The sequence below is a fragment of the Actinomadura nitritigenes genome (genome assembly GCF_017573545.1).
In the GTDB taxonomy this organism is placed as follows: Bacteria; Actinomycetota; Actinomycetes; order Streptosporangiales; family Streptosporangiaceae; genus Spirillospora; species Spirillospora nitritigenes.
This window is the reverse complement of sequence record NZ_JAGEOK010000012.1, coordinates 32,457-54,559: the sequence shown is the minus strand read 5'-3', so window position 1 is coordinate 54,559 and position 22,103 is coordinate 32,457. Positions and strand designations below refer to the sequence as shown.

The following is a 22,103-nucleotide window of genomic DNA, read 5'->3' as shown; positions in this document are numbered from 1 at the left end:
CGCCAGTCTGGCAGAACCCGCGCCGCGGAGCGGCCCGTGCTCAGCCGTTCGCGGGGAACGACGGGTGCGGGCCGAGCGCCCAGTACTCGAACAGCCCGTGGCCCGTGGCGGCGTCCCCCGGGGCCGCGCCGTCCAGGTACTCGTAGCGCCCCACGGCGTCGACCATGCCCCACATGCGGGCCGCGTCGTCCGGTTCGCGGGTGTCGTAGGTGACGCCCTGCACCTTCAGGTCGGGGCCCTGGTACATGCCGTGCTTCCAGTCGGGCTCCAGCCCGTACCCGGTCCCGACCATGAGGTGGACGGGCAGGATCGGCGTCGCGCGGATCTCGAACGGCTCGCCGGCCGGGGGAGCGAACCGCAGCGTCGCCGCCAGCACGTCCCGCGTCCCCTCCGCGTACTCCGGCCGGTACTCGGGACGGCCCAGGTACTCGGGCTCGCGGCCGTCCGGCCAGACGCGCGTCGCCTCCTCCAGCAGCCGTCGGCCCTTCTCGTCCTCCTGGAGGATGCAGAGGATCGAGTGGTCCTCGAACTGCATCGGCGCGTACAGCCAGTAGAACGTCCCGGCGTTCTTCATCTGGATGCCGGGCGGTTCCGGTTCGCCGACCGGGCGGATGCCCCAGGAGCGGTCGCGCGAGCCCCACCAGTGGTCCGGCGTGACGTCGACGGTCTCGCCCTCGACGGTGATCGAGCCCGTCCAGCGGCCCGTCTGGGCGAGGCGCCGCGAGTCGAACACCACCCGCTCCTGCCAGCGCAGGTAGTGCGGCGGCTCCAGCGTCGCCGGGATCGCCCCGTCCCAGGTCAGGTCGAACGACAGGCCGTGCCCGGTCTCGTCGAGGACGACCCGCAGCCGCTTCAGCCCCTCGATCACCTCGACGCGGAACGGCCCGACCGTCGTGTCCATCCGGTCGTTCCCGAGCTCCCGCGACGCACGGACGACCTTGTGCAGCGGCCCCCGCCGGATCACCGCGAACGCGTCCGTCACCCCGAGGTTCGGGTACTGCCCGACGCCGATGAGCATCATCATCTCGTCCGAGCAGGGGTGGACGTTGAAGTAGTAGCGGTCGTAGAAGTTGCGGTCCGACGTCGTGACGTGCCGCATCACCTCGGGCGCCTGGTGGACCGGGTAGTCGTCGAGCGGCGAGAGGGTCACGTGTCGTCTCCGAGGATGCGGGCGAGCAGCTGCGTGCAGTTGTTGTTGTAGGGGAAGTCGGAGTCCTCGCCGATCCAGCCGAAGTCGACCATGGCCTGCCCGATCCGCGCCATGATCACCGAGAACTTGAAGCCGGAGAGGATCTCGTAGTACGGCATGTTCCGCACCGGCCGCCCGAGCAGCTCCTCGTAGCGCGCGATCGTGTCGGCGTAGGACGGGAAGCCCTCCAGCCGGGCGGCGCCGACGCCCTCGGAGTGGTGCCGGTCCAGGAACATGAACCAGGCGAGGTCCTCCTCGGGCGCGCCGAGCATCGCCGTCTCCCAGTCCAGGACGGCCGCGGGCACGCCCGACTGGAAGATCACGTTGCCGATGCGGGCGTCGCCCCACAGCGCGACCGGCGGGTCCGGCTCCTCCGGCCGGTTCGCCTTCAGCCAATCCAGGGCCTTCAGCGCCGTCTCCTGCGGGCCCTTGTACGCCCAGTGCAGGTAGTGCTCGTAGTAATTGAGCCGCTGCTCCAGGCCCGGCGCGCCCCACGCGGGCATGTCGAGGAAGCCGAGGCCGAGCTCGCCGACGTCCAGCCGGTGCAGGCGCGCGAGGATCTCCAGCGTGGACCACCACATCGCGGCCCGCTCCTCCGGCGCGACCTCGGTGACCCAGCCGTCCATGTGGTACGGCGGCATGTCGGTCGGGACCAGGCCGTCGATCCGGCCCATCACGAAGAACGGGGCGCCCAGCACGCCGTCGGACGGCTCGTACCAGCGGATCGGCGGCACCGGGATGCCGGTGCGCTCGTCCAGGATCCGCATCAGCCGGTACTGCTCCTCGAACCGCGGCTCGGGGAAGATCTGGTAGTTCGCGGGCGCGACCCGCGCCACGTAGGGCTCGCGCCTGGTGGCGCCGTCCTCGGTCCACTCGGCGTCGAACATCAGGGTCTCGCTGGAGAAGCCGCTCGTCTGCGGGGTCTCCAGGTGCGGGATCGCGGCCCCGGGCAGCCGCTCGCCGAGCCAGTCCGCCAGGGCGGTCCTGGTGATCTCGGGATCGCGTTGGTCGGGAACGGGCATTCGCCGCCTCCTCGGTCCGGTGCACGCCCGAACTAGAACGCGTTCTAGTGGCGTTCACCGTGTTGTACCAGCGGGGAAAGGGCCGGTCAATGGTCCGTTCACCGCGGAACCGGCCGGGCGCGCCCCCTGGGAGGTGCCGGTCCGTTCACCGGACCGGCGTGGAAAACTGGCGGAATGCGTCTCACCAAGCTCGGCCACGCGTGCGTCCGGCTCACCGAGGACGACCGCACCCTCGTCATCGACCCCGGCGGCCTCACCGGCGACGCCGACCCCTACGCCGGGGCGCGGGCCGTCCTCGTCACGCACGAGCACTTCGACCACTTCGACGCCGACGGCCTGCGCAGGGCCATGGCCGCCGACCCCGCGCTCGAGGTCTGGACCTCCCGCACCGTCGCCGAGAACCTCGCCGACCTCGGCGGGCGCGTCCACCAGGTCGGCCACGAGGACACCGTCACCGTCGCCGGCTTCGACGTCCGCGTCTACGGCGAGGACCACGAGATCATGCACCCGGACCTGCCGCCGATCCCGAACGTCGGCTTCCTGGTGGACGGCGAGGTCTTCCACCCCGGCGACGCGCTCACCGTCCCCGGCGAGCCCGTCCCGACCCTGTGCCTGCCGGGCAACGCGCCCTGGATGCGGGCCGTCGACCTGTACGAGTACACCCGCGCCGTCCGCCCGGAGCGCGCCTTCGCCATCCACGACGGCCTGCTCAACGAGGTCGGGCTGTCGGTGATGGAACGCGTTCTCACCAGCGCCGGCGAGGAGCTCGGCCGGGAGTTCCGCCGCCTCGCCCCCGGCACCACCGTGGACCTGGCCCGCCCGTGACCCGCCCGAACCCCCCGTCCCCCCGGTCCATCCAGGCGGTCTTCTTCGACATCGGCGAGACGCTGATCAACGAGGGTGAGATCTACGGCCGCTGGGCCGACTGGCTGGGCGTCCCCCGGCACACGTTCCTCACCAAGCTGGGCGCGATCCTCGCCGCCGGCGGGAGCCACCAGGACCTGTTCGAGTACTTCCGGCCCGGGTTCGACCTGGAGGCCGAGCAGAAGCGGCGCGCGGCCGCGGGCGTGCCCAACGGGTTCGGCCCCGGCGACCTGTACCCGGACGCGCGGGCCTGCCTCGCGTCGCTGCGCGGCCAGGGGCTCTACGTCGGGATCGCCGGGAACCAGCCGGTGCAGGCGGCCGAGCAGATGGAGGCGCTCGGGCTGGACGCCGACGTCATCGGCATCTCCGACGTGTGGGGCGTCCAGAAGCCGGCGACGGAGTTCTTCGAGCGCTGCGCGCAGATCGCCGACGTGCTCCCGGACCGCGTCCTGTACGTGGGGGACCGCATCGACAACGACATGCGGCCCGCCGTGGCGTTCGGGATGCGGGCGGCGTTCCTCCGGCGCGGGCCGTGGGGCCACATCCAGCAGGACGACGAGACGCTGGCCGAATGCCTGTTCGTCCTGGACGACCTGGAGGGCCTCCCCGCGCTCGTCGCCCGGCATAACGCCCCCTAGGGAAAGTCCCGTACCCCTCGAGGGGGACGGGCAAAGGGGTCGAAAGGGGGATGCCGGGTCGGATGCCCGGTTCGTAGCGTGAATGGTGTGGCCGCGAGAACGCGGCCCCCGGGCCGCGAGGCCCGCGTTCACGGATCGACGGATCGGGGAGAGAAGAAACCATGAACGGCCTCTATCGTCCGCGTCACGGCCGGGTCATCGCCGGCGTCTGCGCCGGGCTGGCACAGCGGTTCGGCATGGCGCCGTGGACCGTCCGGCTGCTCGCCCTGCTGTCCTGCCTGCTGCCGGGCCCGCAGTTCGTCGTCTACCTGGTGCTGTGGGTCATGATGCCGAGCGAGGACCGGTACGTCGCGCGCGCCCACTGAGTCAGCGCACACTGATCAAGATCATCGGAATCGCTCGACCGGGCCCGCCCTTGGGTGTTAGATCGGTGCACAGCATCACAGGGGCGGCGGCACCGCACGAGCGGGCGGCTCCGCGGCCCCGGGGAAGGAGCCGCGGTGCCGGAGCAGGGCCCGGGTCCGGGACGGGCGGCGGGCGACGCCGCCCCGGAGGCGGCGGGCGTCCGGCGGGACGCGGCGGCCGGGGACGCGGCGGACGCCGGATCCCCGCTCGACGCGGCACAGGCCGCCGAGCGCGCCGCGCGCCTGCTCGGCCACCTGCGCGACCTCGCGCGGTCCCGGCGGCGGCCGTCCCGGGACCTGGCCGACCACGAGCAGGTCCACTGGCTCGCCGACCTGCCCGGCGACGTCTACGTCGAGACCGACGCCGGCCCCGGCGACGTGCTGTTCAGCGTCCCGGTCATCCCGCTGAGCCCGCCCGCCGTGCTGGAGGAGTTCGACGGCTGGCTCGGCCTGCGGCACTGGTACCGCATCCTGCGCGACCTCGCCGACCACGACGTCGTCCTCGCCACCGGCCTGTTCGCCTGGCGCCCGCCCGGCGCGCCGCCCGTTCACGACCACCTGCTCGGCACCCCCGTCCGGATCGCGCTGGACGAGCGCACCGAGCGCATCGACGTCGTGCTCGCCGGGCGCACCACGCTGCGCGACCGCGAACTGCTCGCGGGCGCGCCCGGGTTCCGGCCCGCCGACTGGGTGTCCGACGCCGTCCAGGCCGGGCAGGGGTTCGGGCTCACCGCCTCCGTCGGCGACGTCCTGCGCAAGTGGTGCGGGAGCGCGATCAGCGGCACCGTCGACTACCGGGAGGACTGGGCCGCCGAGGGCAGCCCCACGCCCGTCCCGCGGCTCCGCCTCGCGCCCGCCCTCGTCGTCCGGCCGCCCGGCCGGGAGGCCGCCGCCGACTACTGCACCCGGCTGATCGGCCTGCTGTCCGGCGGCGTCCCCGACGGGCTCGCCCGGTTCGTCGACCCCGCCCGCCGCCCCCAGGTCATGCACGTGCCCGAACGCACCCCGCAGACCGTGCCCGACCTGCTCACCGGGCTGCTGGTGCGCGGCCACCGGGTCCTCGTCGCCACGTCCGGCGCGTCCGCGTCCGCCGCGCTGCGCGCCGCCCTCCCGGCCGACCTCGCCGGCCTCACCGTCGCCGACCCCGCCACCGCGGCGGAGGCCGCCGACGCCCTTCGCGCCCGCGCCGCCGCACCCGTCCCCGACATCACCGACCTCGCCGAGAGGCAGGCGCAGGCCGAGCAGGACGTCGCCGAACTGACCGAGCACCTGCGCAGCGGCTCCGTCGCCGACCTCGGGTCCGGTTACCGGGGCGCGCGCGGCGAGCTCGCCGAGCGGCTCCGCGCCGAGGCGCCCGGCCTGTCGTGGATGCCCGTCGCCCCCGACCTGCCGCCGACGCCGCCGATCTCCGCCGCCGAGGCCGCCGAGCTCGTCGTGCTCCTCGCCGACGAGACCCCCGAGCGCAAGGCCCGCACCGCCCAGCGCGACGTCGACCCCGGCACCCTTCCCAGCGCGCCCTACGTCCGCACCCTCGTCGAGGCGGAGGCGGTCGCCGCCGCCCGCGTCCAGCGGTCCGAGACCGACCTGTCGCGGCGGCTGCGCGCCCACGACGTCACCCTCCTCGCCCGCCTCGACGGCGCCGCGTCCAACGTCGGCGCCGCCCTCCGCGACCTCGGCCTCGACGGCCACCCCGGCGGCTGGAACCCCGCCGACCTCGCCGTCCGCGCGTTCGCCGACGCCCTCGCCCGCCGCCGCCCGCTCGTGTGGGCCCGGGTCGCCGAGATGGCGGCCCGCGCCGGATGGGCCGAGCGCGCCCTCGACCGCATGGGCGGCCACCGCGTCGGCCTCCCGCCCGGCGAGCTCCACCTGCGCCGCCTCGCGTCCGCCGCCCAGGACCTGCGCAACCACCTCGCCGAGGGCGGCAGCCTCAAACGCGGGCCGCTGCGGTCCGCCGCGCAGAAGCAGGCCGACGCGCTCCTCGCCGGCATCACCGTCGACGGCGAGCCGCCCGCGACCGCCGAGGCCCTGGAGCTGGTCTTCACCGACCTCATGATCCGGATGACCTGCCAGGAGCTCCAGTACGTCTGGGAGGCCGCCGGGATCTCCTTCCCCGCCGACCTGCCGCCCGCCGACCGGGTCGCCCGGTTCGTGCGCGCCCACGCCCGGCTCGAACGCGTCCACCAGGCCGTCCCGTACGTCGACGAGACCCGGGGCCTCCTCGACCGCGCCGGCCTCGCCGTCCCGCTCAGCCATCCGCTGCAGTGGTACGGCTACGTCGCCGCCCTGGAGAGCGCTCTGGAGGGGCTCGGCGTCAACCGCGCCGCGGCCGACCTCGACGCCCTCCGCGATTCCATCGGCCCCGCCGGGCCCGGCGCGCCCCCCGAGCTCACCGCCGCCCGCGCCGCCATCGACGCCCGCGACGCCGACGCCTACGGCCGCTGCCTGCGCGCCCTCGCCGAGGCCCGCCACGAGCGCGCCCTCCAGCTGCGCTGCGAGGAGCTCCTCGACCGCGTCCGCACCGTCCACGCCGACCTCGCCAACTTCCTCCTCGCCACCGACGGCGACGAGGCGTGGCACACCCGCACCCGCCACTGGGACGAGGCGTGGGCGTGGGCGCGCGCCTCCGGCCGCCTCGCCGAGACCGCGCTCTCACCGACCGAGCAGCGCCTCCGCGCGTCCCTGAACGCCGCCGAGGAACGCCTTCGCGCCTCCAGCGCCGCGCTCGCCTCCGCCCGCGCCTGGGCCGCCGTCCGCGCGGCCCTGCCCCCGGCGCCCGCCTCGCCGCTCGAGACCGTCCCCGCGTGGATCGTCCCGCTGTGGCGCATCCCCGACACCCTCCCGCCCAGTCCGGACGCCTTCGACGCCGTCATCGTGGACGGCGAGCAGGACGCGGGGGCCGAGGCGCTCTTCCTCCTCTGGTTCGCGCCCCGCACCATCCTCGTCGGCCCCGCGGGGCCCGGCCTCCCGGCCCCCGAGGGCCCGCCGCCCGCGACGCCTCTGCCCGCCTCCCTCCACGACGCCGTCACCCCGACCGCGTCGCTGTTCGGCCTCCTCGCGCCCCCTGCCGAGGCGGAGCAGGGCCGTCCCCGGCACGCCCGCTCCGAGGCCGACGCCGACCGCGTCCCCGACGGCCCCCCTCCCAGCGGCCGCCACGCCCGCCCCCAGGACGACCCGCCCGCTCCCCGGCCCGACGCCCGGGACGAGGGGGCGGCGCCACCGCGCCCGCCCGGCGCTCCGCAACGGATACCGCCGCAGCGCGCGGCCGGCGGGCACCCGCCCGGTCAGGCGGGGCCTCCCGCCCCTGCGCGGCGTCCTGACGCCCGCCAGGAGGGCGTGACGGACCCGGGCCCGGGCGCCCCTCCGCGCTGGCCGCCGGAGCGCCGTCCCGACGGGCACCCGCCGCCTGGACAGGCCGCGCCGCCTGCGCCCGCGCGACGCCCCGACGTCCCGGAGGCGGACCCGGGCGGTTCGCTCAGGAGGGACGCCACGGGCCGGTCACCGCAGGAGAGCGCGCCCGCAGGACGCCCTGACCCGGCGCCGGAGCGCCCCACTCCAGCCGGCGCCGCCCCGGGACGCCCCCAGCCGAGCGCCCCCGAGCCCTCACCGGAGCGAGCGGCCGCCCGGAGGCCGCAGGGGGAGTCGCCCCGGGTGCGGCGCGGGCGGTCGATCGCGACGTACCGGCGGCCCGAGCTGATCGAGATCGTCGCGCGCGTCGCCGAGCACGAGCCCGACCTCACCGACGACCAGCTCGTCGACCTGGTGAGCCGCCTGCTGGCGTGCCCGGAGGACGAGGCGCTGCTCGTCGGCGCGCGCCTGCGGTACGCCGTGGAGGTCTACCGCGAGCAGTCGGCCGGGTAGGGCCCCCGCCGCCGGGTCAGCGGGCGCGGGAGCCGTAGGCGGGGCCGAACACCACGAGGAGCGCCAGGTCCTCGGTGACGTCGGTGAACCGGTGCGGCTCTCCCGCCGGGACGAAGACGACCGTGCCCGGCCCCACGTCCGCCGTGGCGTCCGGGGTCACGATCTTCGCGCGGCCCGCGGTCACCACGTAGATCTCGTCCTCGGTGTGGGGGCTCTGGCCGTCGACGCCGCCGGCGGGGATGCAGTACGTCCCGACGGACAGGTCCGGCGTGCGCAGGTGCTCGGTCCAGTCGCCCGCGGCGGGCGGGCTCCACGCGCCGGCGCCCGTGATGATCTCCATCGGGCGAGCGTAACCGGCCGGTCAGGGCACCGACAGGACGATCTTGCCCTGGATGTGGCCGCGTTCGGCGCGCTCGTGCGCCTTCGCGGCGTCGGCCAGGTCGTAGACGGAGTCGACGCCCGCGCGGAGGGACCCGTCGGCGAGGAGGGCGGCGAGCTCGGCCATCTGCGCGCCGTCGGAGTGGACCTGCCCGCCGCGGAACGCGATGCCACGGCGGGCGGCCTCCTCGCGGTCGTAGTCGCCGTGGAACACGGGGCTGATCGTCCCGCCGTCCTTGACGGTCCTGAGGAAGCGGTGGGCGCCGGGGCCGCCGACGGTGTCGACGACGAGGTCGGCGTCGCGGACGGCGTCCTCGGCGGCGGTCGCGGTGTAGTCGACGTACTCGTCGGCGCCGAGGCCGCGGAGGAACTCCTCGTGGCGGGACGAGGCGACCGCGATGACGCGGGCGCCGCGGGTCTTGGCGAGCTGGACGGCGAAGTGGCCGACGCCGCCGGCGGCGCCGTTGACGAGGACGGTCCATCCGGCGGGCAGCCGGACGTGGTCGAAGAGGAACTGGTAGGCGGTCAGCCCGGCCATGGGGACGGCGGCGGCCTGCATGTGGTCGACGGCGTCGGGCTTGCGGGCGAGGTGCGCGGCGGGCGCGGTCGTGTACTCGGCGTAGGCGCGGCCGCCGTCGTCCAGGCTGGGAAAGCGGATCAGGCCGAAGACGGCGTCCCCGACGGCGAACCCGGTGACGCCGGGCCCGACGGCGGCGACGACCCCGGAGGCGTCGGAGCCCGGCGTCCAGGGGAAGCGGACGCGCGGGCGGCCCCCGGCGGGGAAGAGGTGGTCGGGGAACATCTCGAAGTCGCGGCGGGCGTACCAGTCGGGCGGGTTGAGGCAGGCGGCGCGGACGCGGATCAGGACGTCGCCGGGGCCGGGCTCGGGGACGGGGACGTCCTCCAGGACGAGGACGCCGGGGTCGCCGGGGCCGTGCGCGCGGATCGCTTTCACGGGATACCTCCAGGAGTTAAGTGGAGCAGTGCTCCGGAATAGTAACCGGAGCAGTGCTCCGATTGTCAACGCCCTAGGATGCGGGACATGACGCGTGCGCTGCGGGCCGACGCCCAGCGGAATCGGGAGCGCATCCTGGACGTGGCGACCGCGGTCGTGGCGGAGCAGGGGACCCAGGCGTCGCTGCGCGACATCGCGCGCCGCGCCGGGGTCGGGATGGGCACCCTCTACCGGCACTTCGCGACGCGCGAGGAGCTGCTGGAGGCGCTGCTCGGCGGCCGGTTCGACCGGCTCGCCGACCGCGCCGAGGCGCTGCGGGACGCGAACCCGCCCGGCGAGGCGCTCACCGCGTGGCTGGGGGAGTTCGCCTCGGGGGTCACCGTCTACCGGGGGCTCGCCGCGTCGCTGGTCGCGACGCTGGAGGACGACACCACGTCGCTGCACGCGTCGTGCGCGCGGATGCGGGCGGCGGGCGCCGACCTGCTCGCGCGGGCGCAGGAGTCCGGAGACGTCCGCCCGGACGTGGACGGGACCGACCTCTTCGCGCTGCTCGGCGCGGTCGCGTCGATCGCCGACACGGCGCCGTCCCTCGCCGAGCGCCGCGGGCACCTGCTGCAGCTGGTGATGGACGGGCTCGCCGCACGGCGCTGAAGTGGGATTTCCCGCCACTCGCCGTATTCGGTCACGGGTTGTCTGTACAAAGGTCCCTGTGACGGGGTGGGACGAGGACGCGCTGGCGGGGCTCCGGGCGGCCGTGGCGCGCGGCGACGCCCGCGCGGGGCTGGCGGCGCTGGCCGGGCGCCCGCTCGGCCCGGTGCTGCAGTACGCGGGGGACGTGCTGGCCGCGGCGGTCGCCGGGGCCCTCGGCGGGGCGGAGGCGGCGGCCCGCGAGTGCCGGGCGGAGCTGCGCGCCCGCGGCCTGCCCGGTGACGCCGAGCTGGCGGCCGAACTCGCCGCCGCCCTCGACGGGAGGCCGTCCGGCCTGGAGGCTCTCCCCGTCGACCTCGGCGCGGTCGCGGAGGCGCTGGAGGCCGGCCCGGCGGAGGGCCTCTGGCTGCTCGACCTGGAGCGCGGCGACGTCCTCGCGCCCGACGAGCCCTGCCGCGACGAGCCCCGCCGCGACGAGCCCTGCCGCGACGAGCCCTGCGGTGACGGGACGGGAGGCGGCGAGCCTGGAAGCGACGATGGCCGTCACCTCCCGATCCCGCCCGGCGCGCCGGCGGGAGGGACGGAGGAGGAGCGCAGGGGGCGGGCCCGCCACTGGCTCGCCGGCCAGGGCCTGCGGCCCGCCCCTCGCTCCCTCTGAAGCCCGCGTGCTCCCGGTGGCTCAGTAGCCGGGCCGGACCAGCGGGAACGGGATCGTCTCGCGGATGCTGCGGCCGGTGAGGGTGATCAGCAGCCGGTCGATGCCCATGCCCATGCCGCCCGCCGGGGGCATCGCGTACTCCAGGGCGCGCAGGAAGTCCTCGTCCAGCTCCATCGCCTCCGGGTCGCCGCCGGCGGCCTGCAGGGACTGCTCGGTGAGCCGCTGCCGCTGCAGGATCGGATCGATCAGCTCGGAGTAGGCGGTGCCCAGCTCCATGCCGAAGACGATCAGGTCCCACTTCTCCGCGAGCCGCGGGTCGACGCGGTGCGGCCGGGTCAGCGGCGAGGTCTCGGCCGGGTAGTCGCGGACGAAGGTCGGCGCGGTCAGGTGCTCCTCGACCAGCTCCTCGAACAGCTCCTGGACGATCTTCCCCTGCCCCCAGGCCGGGTCGAAGTTCAGCCCGACCCGCTCGGCGTGCGCCTGCACCGCGGACACCGGCGTGTCGGGGGTGACCTCCTCGCCGAGCGCCTTGGACAGCGACTCGTACACGGTGATCTCGTGCCACGGTTCGGCCAGGTCGTACTCGACGCCGTCGCGGACGACGACGGTGGTGCCGAGCGCGGCGTTCGCCGCGTCCACCACGAGGGAGCGGGTCAGCTCGGCCATCGTGTCGTAGTCGCCGTACGGCTCGTACGCCTCCAGCATCGTGAACTCGGGGTTGTGCTTCTGCGACACGCCCTCGTTGCGGAAGTTGCGGTTCAGCTCGAAGACCCGGCCGACGCCGCCGACGAGCAGCCGCTTGAGGTACAGCTCGGGCGCGATCCGCAGGTAGAGCTGCATGTTGTAGGCGTTGATGCGGGTGGTGAACGGGCGGGCGGTCGCGCCGCCGTGGACGGGCTGCAGCATCGGCGTCTCGACCTCGAGGAACCCGCCGGCGCGCAGCCGGTCGCGGACGGCGGCGATGGCGTCGCCGCGCATCCGCAGCATCCGGCGCGCCTCGTCGTTGACGATGAAGTCGACGTAGCGCTGCCGGACGCGGGCCTCCGGGTCGGACAGCCCGGTCCGCTTGTTCGGCAGCGGCCGCAGGCACTTGGCGGTCAGCTGCCAGCAGGACGCGAGCACCGACAGCTCGCCGTGCCGGGACGTGACGACCTCGCCGCGCACGCCGACCTGGTCGCCGAGGTCGACCAGCGACTTCCACCGTCCGAGCGGCTCCTCGCCGAGCGCGTCCTGCGTCAGCATGACCTGGAGGTCGGCGGTCTCGTCCCGCAGCGTCACGAAGATCAGCCGGCCGTGCTCGCGGGCCAGCACCACGCGCCCGGCGACCGCGACCCGCTCGCCGGTGCGCGTGTCGGGGGCGAGCCCGGCGAACCGCTCGCGGATCCCGGTGGCGAAGTCGGTGCGGTCGAACCCGAGCGGGTAGGGCTCCATCCCGGCGGCGCGGATCTGGTCGAGCTTGGCGTGCCGGACCCGCTCCTGCTCCGACAGCCGGCGGTGCGGGGCGCGGGCGGCGTCGGCGGCCTCCTCGATCCGCTTGATCTCCTCGACCAGGTCGGGGGAGGGGACCATGGCGGCGGCACGGTCCAGCTTGGGGCGGTTCAGGTTCGGCAGGAAGCCTTCGGCGCGGGCGTAGGCGAGCCCGAGCCGGATGATGTGCCGGCCCTGCGTGTAGCAGATGTAGCGGGGCCGCCAGTGCGGCAGGTACTTGGCGTTCGACAGGTACAGCGACTCCAGCTGCCAGAACTTCGACGCGAACGACAGGAACCGGTAGTAGAGCCGGGAGACGGGCCCGGCGCCGATCTGGGAACCGCGCTCGAACGCCGACCGCAGCATCGCGAAGTTCAGCGACAGCTGCTGCGCGCCGACCGCGGCGGCCTTCTCGGCGAGCTTGGCGACCATGTACTCGTTCAGGCCGTTCTCGGCGGCCCGGTCGCGGCGCATCAGGTCGAGGGACAGCCCGCTGCGGCCCCACGGGACGAAGCTGAGCAGCCCGCGCAGCTCCCCGTTCGCGTCGAACGCCTCGACCATGACGCAGCGGCCGTCGGTGGGGTCGCCGAGCCGGCCGAGCGCCATGGAGAAGCCGCGCTCGGTCTCCTCGCCGCGCCAGGCGTCGGCGCTGCGGATCAGCTTGGCCATCTCCCAGGCGGGGATCTGCGCGTGGCGGCGGATCCGGATCGTGTACCCGGCCCGCTCGACCCGCCGGACGGCCTGCCGGACCTGCCGCATCTCCCGGCCGTCCAGGTTGAACTCGGTGAGGTCGACGATCGCCTCGTCGCCGAGCTCCAGGGCGTCGAACCCGTGCCGCCGGTAGACGTGCGCGCCGCGCTCGCCGACGCTGACGGCGCCGGGGATCCAGGCGTGCTCGCGGCACTCCTCCAGCCACGCCTCGATCGCCTGGTCCCAGGACTCGGGGTCGCCGAGCGGGTCGCCGCTGGCCAGGGAGACAGAACCTTCGACCCGGTAGGCGATGGCGGCCTTGCCGTTCGGTGCGACCATGACGTCCTTGTCGCGGCGCAGCGCGAAGTAGCCGAGGGAGTCCTGCTCGCCGTACTCGGCGAGCAGGCGGCGCGCCGCGAGCTCCTCGGGCGGGCTGAGGACGGGGTCGCGGCGGCCCGGCTTGAACAGCGCCCAGAACGTCGCGATCATCAGGCCGGTGCCGAGCACCCACAGGATCGCGTCGACCCAGAACGGGACGGACACGTCGATCGGCTTGCCGGTGACGCGCGGCCCGAGGACGGTCTGCAGGATCGCGTAGAGCGGGTGCGTCCAGAAGCCGCCCTTGGGGTTGGTGTCGGTGAGGGTGACCAGGAACGTGCCGATCCCGCAGGTCACGACCAGCAGGCTGGTGAAGACCGTGGCGGCGAGCCGCCGGTTCGCGCGGTCGGGCAGCGTGGTGAACTGGCCGCGGGCGGAGACCAGCAGGGCGAGGACCGCGAGGTACACGCCGGCGGTGACGAGCTGGCCGATGGAGGTGGGCTCGGACGGGTCGAACAGGGTCGTCAGCACCGTGCTCACGCCGACCGCGGCGGGCAGGCAGAAGATCAGCACGAGGATCCGCCAGGCGGCCTTCTTGCGCCGCCGGATGCCCATCGAGAGCAGGATCCACAGCAGGCCGATCGGCACGCTGGGGAACCAGCCGAGGTAGCCGATCCACCGCAGGGCCCAGATATCGGCTATCTCGAGGATGAGACCATAGGAGACCCAGGCAAGGAGCGAGAGGATCCCGGAGAGACGGGTGTACCAGAAGAAGATGGTCGGCGCGGCCTGCAGCAGGCGGCGCCATTCGCCCAGTAGGCCCTTCTCCGCCATGGTCCCCCCGTCGCCGTGCGTGGCCCTGTTGGTCGTACCGGGCTTATTCATACCGGGTGTCACACGCACCACGCTCCCGTCCGGGCCCGCCCGCCCGGTGGCGAACCTCGGCGCGGCGCCGGACGTCGTACGGGTGGGGGGATGTCGCTTGCAAGCTCGATCCAAGGTTGTCAGCAAAAGTCGATATGGTCGCGGATATGCCAAATGAGACCACCGGTGAGCGGTTGCTCGCCCGCCGCTACCGCCTGGTGACCCAGGTCGGCCGAGGCGGCATGGGGACGGTCTGGCAGGCACACGATGAGGTCCTCGGCAGAGACGTCGCGGTGAAGGAGGTCATCCTGCCGCATGGTCTCACCGACGAGGAACGCGCTGTCCACCATAAGCGTACGTTCCGTGAGGCGCGCACCGCGGCCCGGCTGGGCCATCCCGGCGTCGTCACCGTGTACGACGTCGTGGAGGAGGACGACCGGCCCTGGATCATCATGGAGCTGATCAAGGCCCGCTCCCTGGACCAGGTGATCAAGCAGGACGGGCCGCTGGAGCCGCGCCGCGCCGCGGAGATCGGCCGGCAGATGCTGGCCGCGCTGCACGCCGCGCACCAGGCCGGGGTGCTGCACCGCGACGTCAAGCCGAGCAACGTGCTGATCACCGGTACCGGCCGGATGGGCGAGCGCGCCGTGCTCACCGACTTCGGCATCGCCACCGCGTCCGGCGACGCGACCCTCACCCAGACGGGCCTGGTCATGGGCTCGCCCGCCTACATCGCTCCCGAACGCGCCCGCGGCCGCACCGCGGGCCCCGCCTCCGACCTGTGGTCGCTGGGCGTCACCCTGTACGCGATGCTGCACGGCAAGTCGCCGTTCGAGCGCTCCGAGCCGATGGCCGCGCTGGTCGCGGTGATCTCCGACGAGCCGGACCCGCCGGAGAAGGGCGGCCGGCTCGTCCCGGTGATCGAGGGCCTGCTGCGCAAGAACCCCGACCAGCGCATGGAGGCCATCGAGGCCGGCGCGCTGCTGGACGACATCGTCCGCCAGGAGACCATCGACACCCAGCGGACGATGGCCGTCGAGTACCCGGTCGAGGAACCGCCGGGCGGCGCCCCGGGCAGCACGATGCCCGACCCGTACGAGGAGCCGGAGCCCGAACCGCCCGCGGGCGCGACGCGGGCGGCGCCGTGGGCGGGCGGCCAGGGCGTGGCCGCGCCGCACGCGGAGTCCCCGGACGCGCGTCCCGACCAGCTGACCCGGTTCGACGTCCCGTCGGGCGCCACCGCCCGCGCCGACCCGAACCGCGCCGGAACGAACAGGGCCGGGACGAACAGGGCCGACCCGAACCGCCCCGACCTCACCCGGGCCGACCCGAACCGCACCGAACTGGACGGCGCCGCGTCGTGGGCGTCCGGGCCCGAGACCCGGCCGGTCGAGAGCCCGCCGCCGCTCGGCGGCCCGGCGACCCCGTCGGGACGGCCCGCGCTGGCCTCCAACCGCAACGTGCTGATCGTCGCGGGGCTGGTGCTCGTGGTGATCGTGGTGATCGCCGGGATCGCGTGGGCGAGTTCCGGCGACGGCAAGCCGAAGAAGCACGCCGGGGCGCCGGCGGGCGGGCACCCGTCCGCGCCGGCGACGTCGGCGAGCGCGTCGGCCTCGGCGAGCGCCACCCCGTCGGGCACGGCGCCGCCGGCCGGTTTCCGGCCCCACAAGGACGGCTCGGGCTACTCGGTGGTCGTCCCCGACGGCTGGACCGGCCCCGAGCACAAGGGCACCAGCGACTACTTCTACGCCCCGGGCAGGCGGACCTACGTGCAGATCGACCAGACCGACAGCCCCGGCAAGAGCGCGATCGACGACTGGCGGCAGCATGAGAACGGCGGTGCCGGCTTCCCCGGCTACAAGAAGATCAGGATCGCGCCGACCGGCGACCACCCGCCCGTCCCCGACACCGGGAACGGCGACCGGTCGGCGGACTGGGAGTTCACCTTCGACGGCGACGGCGGCCGGATCCACATCCTGAACCGGGGGTTCGTCGCGAACGGGCACGGCTACGCGATCCTGCTGCGCGCTCCCCAGGACGCCTGGGACCGGACGTTCTCCGAGCTGCAGCCGGTGTACCAGTACTTCAAGCCGGCGGAGGGGTGATGGTGGAAGGTCGCCTGCTCGCGGGGCGCTACCGGTTGCTGTCGGTGGTGGGACGCGGCGGCATGGGCACGGTCTGGCGGGCCCTCGACGAGACCCTGGACCGGGAGGTCGCGGTCAAGGAGGTGCTGCTGCCGTCCGGGCTGAGCGACGAGGAGCGCCACACCCGGCACCAGCGGACGCTGCGCGAGGCGCGCGCGTCGGCGCGGCTGAACCATCCGGGCGTCGTGACCGTGCACGACGTCGTGGACGAGGACGACCGGCCCTGGATCGTCATGGAGCTGGTCCAGGCGCGGTCGCTCCAGGACGTCGTGGACGAGGACGGGCCGCTGCCGCCCGGACGGGTCGCGGCCGTCGGCCGGCAGATCGTCGGGGCGCTGCGCGCCGCGCACGCGATCGGCATCCTGCACCGCGACGTCAAGCCCGCGAACGTGCTGGTCACCGACGACGACCGGGCGGTGCTCACCGACTTCGGCATCGCGCAGATGGCGGGCGACGCGACGCTGACCGGCACCGGGCTGATCATGGGGTCGCCGGCGTACATGCCGCCGGAGCGGGTCAACGGCGACCGGGCGATCCCGGCGTCGGACCTGTGGGCGCTCGGCGCGACCCTGTACGCCGCGTGCGAGGGCAAGGCGCCGCACCACCGCAGCGACGCGATGGCGGTGCTGGCGGCGGTGATGACGCAGGACGTGCCGCCGCCGAAGAACGCGGGGCCGCTGGCGCCGGTGCTGCTCGGGCTGCTGGAGCGCGATCCGGTCCGCCGGATGAGCGCGGAGAGCGCCGAGGAGGCGCTCACCGCGGTCGCGTCCGGGCACGCCCTCGACCAGGCCGCCGCGCAGCTCGCCTGGAGCAACGTCACGGTCGGCGACGCCGCCGGGCCCGCCGGTCTCGGGACGGGACAGACGCAGTCCGCGCCGCCTCCCCTTCCGATGCCGAACCAGCAGGTCCCGGTGCCGGACATGACGGCGCACTACCCGCCGGGGACGGACGGGCTGCAGTGGACGCCGGCGCAGGGCGGGCCGGGCACGACGGGCGTCCAGGCGAAGCGCCGGTCGCCGGTGCTGCCGATCCTCGCGGGGTCGGTCGTCCTGGCGGCCGCGGTCGCGGCGGCCGTGCTCGTCCTCTGGCCGCACGGCGGCAAGCCCGATCCCGATCCGAACCCGACGACGGGGCAGCCCGTCGCCGGGGGCGCGAGCAGGCCGGCCGCGCAGTCCCCGGTGTCGCAGCGGCCGTCGCCGTCCGCGCCGACGTGGCCCGCGGGCCTCAACAAGGTGACCGGTCCCGGCTACTCGATCGGCGTGCCGCCCGGGTGGCAGCGGTCGACGACGCGCCGCGGCGTCGTGTGGTCCGACCCCGCCACCAAGGCCTACATCCAGGTCGACAAGACCCAGTGGAGCGGCGACCCGGTACAGCACTGGGCGACCTGGAAGAACCAGGCGATCGCGGACGGCTGGCTGAAGAACTTCCAGCAGGTCGGGGAGATCAAGCAGTCCAGCGTGCGGGGCGTCCCGGCCGCCGACATCGAGTTCACGTGGTCGCGCCTCGGCGGCACCCACGCCGTCGACCGGGGCGTGATCGTGGACGGCCAGGCATACGCGGTCGTGGTGGCGCTACCCTCGTCCCAGTGGAGCGAGAAAGCACCTCTCGTGAAGAATGTGCTCGGCACGTTCTCTCCCTCAGGGGTGGGATGAACACTGGGGGGTCCGGAAACAGATGGCACAGGCACGTCTGCTCGGTAACCGCTACCGGCTGGACTCGGTGGTCGGCCGCGGCGGGATGGGCACCGTGTGGCGCGCCTTCGACGTCATGCTCGACCGCGAGGTCGCGGTCAAGGAGGTCGTCCTCCCGCCCGGGCTGAACGACGCCGAGCGCGCCGTCCTGTACGAGCGGACGTTCCGCGAGGCGCGGGCGTCGGCGCGGCTGAACCATCCGGGCGTGGTGACCGTCCACGACGTGGTCGAGGAGTCGGACCGGCCCTGGATCGTGATGGAGCTGGTCCTCGCCCCGTCCCTGCAGGACCTGCTGGACCGCGGGCCGCTGGAGCACCGCCGGGTCGCCGAGATCGGGCTGCAGATGCTGGCCGCGCTGCGGCACGCGCACGAGAAGGGCATCCTGCACCGCGACGTCAAGCCGAGCAACGTGCTGATCACCGACTCGGGGCGGGTCGTGCTCACCGACTTCGGCATCGCGCAGGTCGAGGGCGACGCGACCCTCACCCAGACGGGCCTGGTCATGGGGTCGCCCGCGTACATCCCGCCCGAGCGCGCGCAGGGCGAGCGCGCGGTCCCGGCGTCCGACCTGTGGGCGCTGGGCGCGACGATGTACGCGGCGGTCGAGGGCCGCTCCCCGTACGAGCGTTCGGACGCGATGGCGTCGCTGCAGGCCGCGCTGTCCGAGCCGGTGCCGCCGGCGCGCAACGCGGGGCCGCTCGGCCGCGTCCTGGACGGCCTGCTGGCGCGCGAGCCGGTGAACCGGATGACGGCGTCGCAGGCGCTCCCCCTGCTCACGCAGGTCGCCTCGGCGCCTCCGCCGCCGGTCACGAGCGCCGACGACACGGTGATGGACGGGCCGCGAGGCTACTACGGCGCCGACGACGCGTCGGAGACCGTCCTCGACCCCGACGAGCTGGACCCGGTCACCCGCCGGGATCCGGGGCCCGGCCGGAGCGGCGGCCGGGACCCTTACCCGTCGCAGCGCGGTCCCGCGTCCGAGCCGGAGGAGCGGACGCTGCTGGAGACCGAGTGGGCGCCGCCTCCGCACCAGCGCCCGCCGACCGCGCACTCCCGGCAGCGCGCGCCGCAGACGCCGCCGCCGTGGGAGCAGCCGCAGCACTTCGCGAACTGGCAGCAGCCGCCCGCGCCGCCGTCCGTGCACGGCGTCCGGCAGGCGGAGCGCCGCAAGACGATCATGATCATCGTGGTCGCGGTGGTCCTGGTCGTGGCGGCGGTGCTGCTCGGCGCCTTCATCCTGCGCCGCAAGCTGCACGTCGACGCGCTCGGCTTCGCGAGTCCCGGCCACACGGCCACGATGGCCGTCATCAGCCTGGTGCTGCCCTGACGTCCGGTTCGCGCCGCCGCGCCCGCGGCGTCAGGTCGTGATGCCGAGGCCGCTGATCTGCGCCCCGTTCGCCGTCACCGAGGGCTGCTCGGACACCACGTCCGTCATCACCATGTACGGCAGGGTGAGCGGCGGCGGCTGCTCCGGGGTGAAGGTCAGCGGGATGCCGAGCAGCTTCGACGACATCTTCGTCGTGTACATGACGACGTCGCCGGTCAGCGTGAGCGAGCCGGTCCTGATCCGGCTGGTGACGCCGCCGTGCGCGGCGGTCTGGTCGACGTCCTTCAGGACGGCCTTGGACATGCTGAACTTCAGCGCCCGCACCGTCCCGGACGCCGAGGGCAGCGACGCGACGCCGTCGTAGCTGAGGCCCGACATGGTCAGGGAACTCGCCCGCAGCGTCCCGGCATCGCTGTAGAGGCGGGAGCCGGACGCGGCGGCCTTCGTGGTGGCCTGGCCGGCCCCCAGGCACGCGGCCGGGTCCTTGCTGGACTGGATCTCCTGGAGCAGCTTGGCGGCCTGGTCCTGGGACAGCCCCGAGCCGTTCGCCGGGACGGCCGGGCACGACGGCGAGGCCGAGGCCGACGGTGACGCCGAGGGTGACGCCGAGGGTGACGCCGAGGGCGTGGCCGAGGGGGACGGGGTCGTGCCGGCTGACGGGGTCGCGCCGGCGGAGGCGCTCGCGGTGGGCGCGGGCGTCTGCGCGGCCTTGGCGGCCGGGGACGGGCTCGCGGACGCGGCCGGGCTCGCGGCCGGGCTTGCGGACGCGGCCGGGGAGGGCGCCGCGCCCAGCAGGTGCAGACCCAGAGCGCCGGGCAGCGCCAGCGGTAGCGCGAGGGCGGTGTACCGTCCGCCGCGCGGTGCCGCGTGCGCGCCGATGCCGTGCCCGCCGGCGCGGGGCCGCTCGGGCCCGTCGGGTCCGCCCGGCCCGCGGGGCCGCGCGGGCGCCCAGGCGAAGCCGAGCGCCCCGCCCAGCAGGCCGAGCAGCATCCCGACGAGGAAGCCGCCGAAGTTCGACGTGAGGAACGACGCCAGCGACAGCAGCACGGCGAGGATGCCGAAGAAGCCGCGCTGCGCGGGCTGGAACCACATCAGCGCGCCGGCGGCGATCAGCAGCGCGCCGATCAGCCAGCTCGCCACGCCGGCGATGCCCTGGTGCACGACCAGCGGCATCGGGGCGAGGGGGATCGCGATGAGCTCCGCGCCGCCGAGGACGGCGAACGCGCCGCCCCAGAAGGGGCGCGTGCGCCGCCAGCGGCGGAACCCGTGGGGTGTCGTGTCCGTCATCGTCTCAGAAGCATTCCTTGCCGAGCTTCATGCTGAGGTCGCTCAGCTTGAAGGTGCCGGCGGTGGTCGCCCACGCGACCTGCTTGACGCCGGTGAGCTTGATGGAGTCCGCCTGCTGGCCGAACATCCCGGCCGTGCCCTTCGCCCCGTTCGGGCCCTTGTCGAGCGTGCTGGCGTCCCGGCCGATCTCGATGTTGGAGAACTCGGCGTCGGCGTCCAGCTGCTCGACGTCCAGGACCAGGTCGGACGCCTGGACCGGGGTGCCCTTGGTGCCCGCGGTGAGCCGCAGCGTGAACGGCCCGACCTTGACCGACTGGCACATGTTCGTGATCGTCGCGTTCTTGATCCCGGAGACCTGCACCGGGTGCTTCGTGCCGTCCTTGCTCGCGTCGACGTCGCCGTACTGGACGAAGCCCGTCCCGGTGAGGGAGTCGGCGCTGACCTTGAAGCTGCTGCCGGAGACGGCGAACGAGGAGGCGATGGCGCCCTGCGCGGTCATGAAGACCAGGGCGCCCGCGCCGACCGCGGCGGGGGCGGCGATGGCGGCGAAACGCTTCCAGCGGACGCGGCCGAGGCCGGCGGCGGCGGCGTCGGTGGGGCCGGCGGGGTCGGTCATAGGGGGACTCCTGGGGGTCGGGGGGCCGGGCGGGGCGCCCGGTGATGCGGGTCACGTGTGTGACGGTGAGTGCAAGTTACCCTCAAGTACTTACTTGCGGCAAACCGGTACAGAGAACTCAAAGGTAAAGAATTGGGGCAGGTGACCTGCGTAAACGATCACGGCCACCGCTGAGCTCCCCCGTTCGGGACGGACCGTTATCCGCTACTGTAAGTAGTCACTGACGGGCGTCCGAAACCCCGTCGCGGCAGGGGTTCGCGGGCCCTGGACCGGGGGCCGGGTTCGGTGAAGAACGCGCCGGGTCGGCTCCCGGCGGGGAAGCGCGGCAGGCCGGCTCCCGGCGGGGTGCGGGTCAGCTCCCGGCGGAGAACGCGTCGAGGGCGAGCCGCAGGTCGGCGACGCTCGCGTCGAGGTCGTCGGCCGGCTCCCCGGACCGCATCCGGGCCAGCGCGTCCTCGACGCGGGAGACCCGCTCGTCCAGCGCCTGCAGCAGCCCGCCGCAGCCGCCGCCCGCGCCGTCGAGCTCGGCGCCGCCGTGCTCGGCGAGGGTGCGGCGCAGCAGCGCCGCCTGCCGCCGCAGCTCCAGGTTGCTGCGGTGCAGGTCGAGGAAGACCGACACCTTGGCGCGCAGCAGCCACGGGTCGAACGGCTTGGTCAGGAAGTCGACCGCGCCCGCCGCGTAGCCGCGGTAGGCCTGCTCGCTCTCGCCGCCCGCCGCCGTCAGGAAGATGATCGGGATGTCCCGGGTGCGGGGCCGGGCCTTGATGTGCTGGGCCGTCTCGAACCCGTCCATCTCCGGCATCACCACGTCCAGCAGGATCAGCGCGAAGTCGTCGCCCAGCAGCTCCTTGAGGGCCGCCTGCCCGGACGAGGCGGGCACCACCTCGACCGGAAGCGCGTCGAGCACCGCCGCCAGGGCGGTGAGGTTCTCCTCGCGGTCGTCGACGGCGAGGATCCTCGTGTCGTGCGGCACCGGACTCCTTCTTCGGTGACGGCCTGTGCGTTCCACCATGTCATGTCACCACGGACGGGGACAGTGAATCGCGACAGAGTGCGAATTTCCAGGGCAGGGCCCCGTGCCGGGG

The 22,103-nt window shown here is 74.4% G+C and carries 17 protein-coding genes; 9 read left to right on the top strand and 8 right to left on the bottom strand.

Going from position 1 to position 22,103, the window contains the following annotated elements; genetic code table 11:
* Positions 1–40: 40 nt before the first annotated feature.
* Both J4557_RS19655 and J4557_RS19650 read right to left on the bottom strand, forming a co-directional pair.
* Positions 41–1,150: an Rv3169 family protein gene (locus J4557_RS19655; protein WP_208268186.1), complete on the bottom strand. Its 1,110-nt coding sequence runs from the start codon at positions 1,148–1,150 to the stop codon at positions 41–43.
* Positions 1,147–2,211: a phosphotransferase family protein gene (locus J4557_RS19650; protein WP_208268185.1), complete on the bottom strand. Its 1,065-nt coding sequence runs from the start codon at positions 2,209–2,211 to the stop codon at positions 1,147–1,149. Before J4557_RS19650 ends, J4557_RS19655 begins: the two co-directional genes overlap by 4 nt.
* A 174-nt stretch (positions 2,212–2,385) precedes the next feature.
* On the opposite strand from J4557_RS19650, the gene J4557_RS19645 reads away from it, so the two are divergent.
* The 4 genes from J4557_RS19645 (at position 2,386) to J4557_RS19630 (ending at position 7,975) form a co-directional block, all read left to right on the top strand.
* Positions 2,386–3,036 carry an MBL fold metallo-hydrolase gene (locus J4557_RS19645; protein ID WP_208268184.1) on the top strand — a complete coding sequence of 217 codons (651 nt, stop codon included), beginning with the start codon at positions 2,386–2,388 and terminating at the stop codon, positions 3,034–3,036.
* Positions 3,033–3,713, top strand: coding sequence for an HAD family hydrolase (locus J4557_RS19640; RefSeq protein ID WP_307800078.1), 681 nt, complete (start codon positions 3,033–3,035; stop codon positions 3,711–3,713). The genes J4557_RS19645 and J4557_RS19640 overlap by 4 nt, the downstream gene beginning before the upstream one ends.
* A 161-nt stretch (positions 3,714–3,874) precedes the next feature.
* The gene (locus J4557_RS19635) at positions 3,875–4,078 is read left to right on the top strand and encodes a PspC domain-containing protein (RefSeq protein ID WP_208268183.1); all 204 of its coding nucleotides are present in this window, start codon (positions 3,875–3,877) and stop codon (positions 4,076–4,078) included.
* A gap of 135 nt (positions 4,079–4,213) precedes the next feature.
* Positions 4,214–7,975 (top strand): hypothetical protein, encoded by a 3,762-nt coding sequence (locus J4557_RS19630; protein ID WP_208268182.1) that lies wholly within the window; start codon positions 4,214–4,216, stop codon positions 7,973–7,975.
* Positions 7,976–7,991: 16 nt separating this feature from the next.
* Here J4557_RS19630 and J4557_RS19625 read toward each other — a convergent pair whose 3' ends face one another.
* Both J4557_RS19625 and J4557_RS19620 read right to left on the bottom strand, forming a co-directional pair.
* Positions 7,992–8,315, bottom strand: coding sequence for a cupin domain-containing protein (locus J4557_RS19625; protein ID WP_208268181.1), 324 nt, complete (start codon positions 8,313–8,315; stop codon positions 7,992–7,994).
* Between the two features lie 21 nt (positions 8,316–8,336).
* A complete protein-coding gene (locus J4557_RS19620) occupies positions 8,337–9,308 on the bottom strand; it encodes an NADP-dependent oxidoreductase (protein WP_208268180.1) in 972 nt (323 codons plus the stop codon).
* 87 nt (positions 9,309–9,395) lie between these two features.
* On the opposite strand from J4557_RS19620, the gene J4557_RS19615 reads away from it, so the two are divergent.
* Both J4557_RS19615 and J4557_RS19610 read left to right on the top strand, forming a co-directional pair.
* Positions 9,396–9,959, top strand: coding sequence for a TetR/AcrR family transcriptional regulator (locus J4557_RS19615; protein ID WP_243776060.1), 564 nt, complete (start codon positions 9,396–9,398; stop codon positions 9,957–9,959).
* A 58-nt stretch (positions 9,960–10,017) separates the two neighbouring features.
* Positions 10,018–10,614 (top strand): hypothetical protein, encoded by a 597-nt coding sequence (locus J4557_RS19610; RefSeq protein ID WP_208268178.1) that lies wholly within the window; start codon positions 10,018–10,020, stop codon positions 10,612–10,614.
* Positions 10,615–10,635: 21 nt separating this feature from the next.
* Here the strand turns inward: J4557_RS19610 and lysX are convergent, their stop codons facing one another.
* Positions 10,636–13,923, bottom strand: coding sequence for a bifunctional lysylphosphatidylglycerol synthetase/lysine--tRNA ligase LysX (lysX, locus tag J4557_RS19605; RefSeq protein ID WP_208268177.1), 3,288 nt, complete (start codon positions 13,921–13,923; stop codon positions 10,636–10,638).
* 197 nt (positions 13,924–14,120) lie between these two features.
* Here lysX and J4557_RS49725 point away from each other — a divergent pair, with 197 nt between their 5' ends.
* Genes J4557_RS49725 through J4557_RS19590 form a run of 3 tightly spaced genes read left to right on the top strand, consistent with a single transcriptional unit; the run spans position 14,121 to position 19,115 of the window.
* Positions 14,121–16,058 (top strand): serine/threonine-protein kinase, encoded by a 1,938-nt coding sequence (locus J4557_RS49725; RefSeq protein ID WP_243776059.1) that lies wholly within the window; start codon positions 14,121–14,123, stop codon positions 16,056–16,058.
* Positions 16,058–17,749, top strand: coding sequence for a serine/threonine-protein kinase (locus tag J4557_RS19595; protein ID WP_208268176.1), 1,692 nt, complete (start codon positions 16,058–16,060; stop codon positions 17,747–17,749). Before J4557_RS49725 ends, J4557_RS19595 begins: the two co-directional genes overlap by 1 nt.
* Positions 17,750–17,771: 22 nt before the next feature.
* The gene (locus J4557_RS19590; protein ID WP_208268175.1) at positions 17,772–19,115 is read left to right on the top strand and encodes a serine/threonine-protein kinase; all 1,344 of its coding nucleotides are present in this window, start codon (positions 17,772–17,774) and stop codon (positions 19,113–19,115) included.
* Positions 19,116–19,145: 30 nt separating this feature from the next.
* Here J4557_RS19590 and J4557_RS19585 read toward each other — a convergent pair whose 3' ends face one another.
* From J4557_RS19585 to J4557_RS19575, 3 genes are all read right to left on the bottom strand, one after another.
* Positions 19,146–20,402 carry a DUF6114 domain-containing protein gene (locus tag J4557_RS19585; protein WP_208268174.1) on the bottom strand — a complete coding sequence of 419 codons (1,257 nt, stop codon included), beginning with the start codon at positions 20,400–20,402 and terminating at the stop codon, positions 19,146–19,148.
* Between the two features lie 4 nt (positions 20,403–20,406).
* Entirely contained in the window at positions 20,407–21,018 is a 612-nt protein-coding gene (locus J4557_RS19580; protein ID WP_208268173.1) for a DUF6230 family protein, read from the bottom strand.
* A gap of 352 nt (positions 21,019–21,370) precedes the next feature.
* On the bottom strand, positions 21,371–21,991 hold the full coding sequence (locus J4557_RS19575) for a response regulator (protein WP_307800077.1): 621 nt from the start codon (positions 21,989–21,991) through the stop codon (positions 21,371–21,373).
* Positions 21,992–22,103: the final 112 nt, after the last annotated feature.

Bases quoted from the DNA above. Each gene is read 5' to 3' on its own strand.
- J4557_RS19650 (WP_208268185.1), bottom strand. From the start codon at position 2,211: ATGCCCGTTCCCGACCAACGCGATCCCGAGATCACCAGGACCGCCCTG.
- J4557_RS19645 (WP_208268184.1), top strand. From the start codon at position 2,386: ATGCGTCTCACCAAGCTCGGCCACGCGTGCGTCCGGCTCACCGAGGAC.
- J4557_RS19635 (WP_208268183.1), top strand. From the start codon at position 3,875: ATGAACGGCCTCTATCGTCCGCGTCACGGCCGGGTCATCGCCGGCGTC.
- J4557_RS19625 (WP_208268181.1), bottom strand. From the start codon at position 8,315: ATGGAGATCATCACGGGCGCCGGCGCGTGGAGCCCGCCCGCCGCGGGC.
- J4557_RS19615 (WP_243776060.1), top strand. From the start codon at position 9,396: ATGACGCGTGCGCTGCGGGCCGACGCCCAGCGGAATCGGGAGCGCATC.
- lysX (WP_208268177.1), bottom strand. From the start codon at position 13,923: ATGGCGGAGAAGGGCCTACTGGGCGAATGGCGCCGCCTGCTGCAGGCC.
- J4557_RS49725 (WP_243776059.1), top strand. From the start codon at position 14,121: ATGCCAAATGAGACCACCGGTGAGCGGTTGCTCGCCCGCCGCTACCGC.
- J4557_RS19595 (WP_208268176.1), top strand. From the start codon at position 16,058: ATGGTGGAAGGTCGCCTGCTCGCGGGGCGCTACCGGTTGCTGTCGGTG.
- J4557_RS19590 (WP_208268175.1), top strand. From the start codon at position 17,772: ATGGCACAGGCACGTCTGCTCGGTAACCGCTACCGGCTGGACTCGGTG.
- J4557_RS19585 (WP_208268174.1), bottom strand. From the start codon at position 20,402: ATGACGGACACGACACCCCACGGGTTCCGCCGCTGGCGGCGCACGCGC.
- J4557_RS19580 (WP_208268173.1), bottom strand. From the start codon at position 21,018: ATGACCGACCCCGCCGGCCCCACCGACGCCGCCGCCGCCGGCCTCGGC.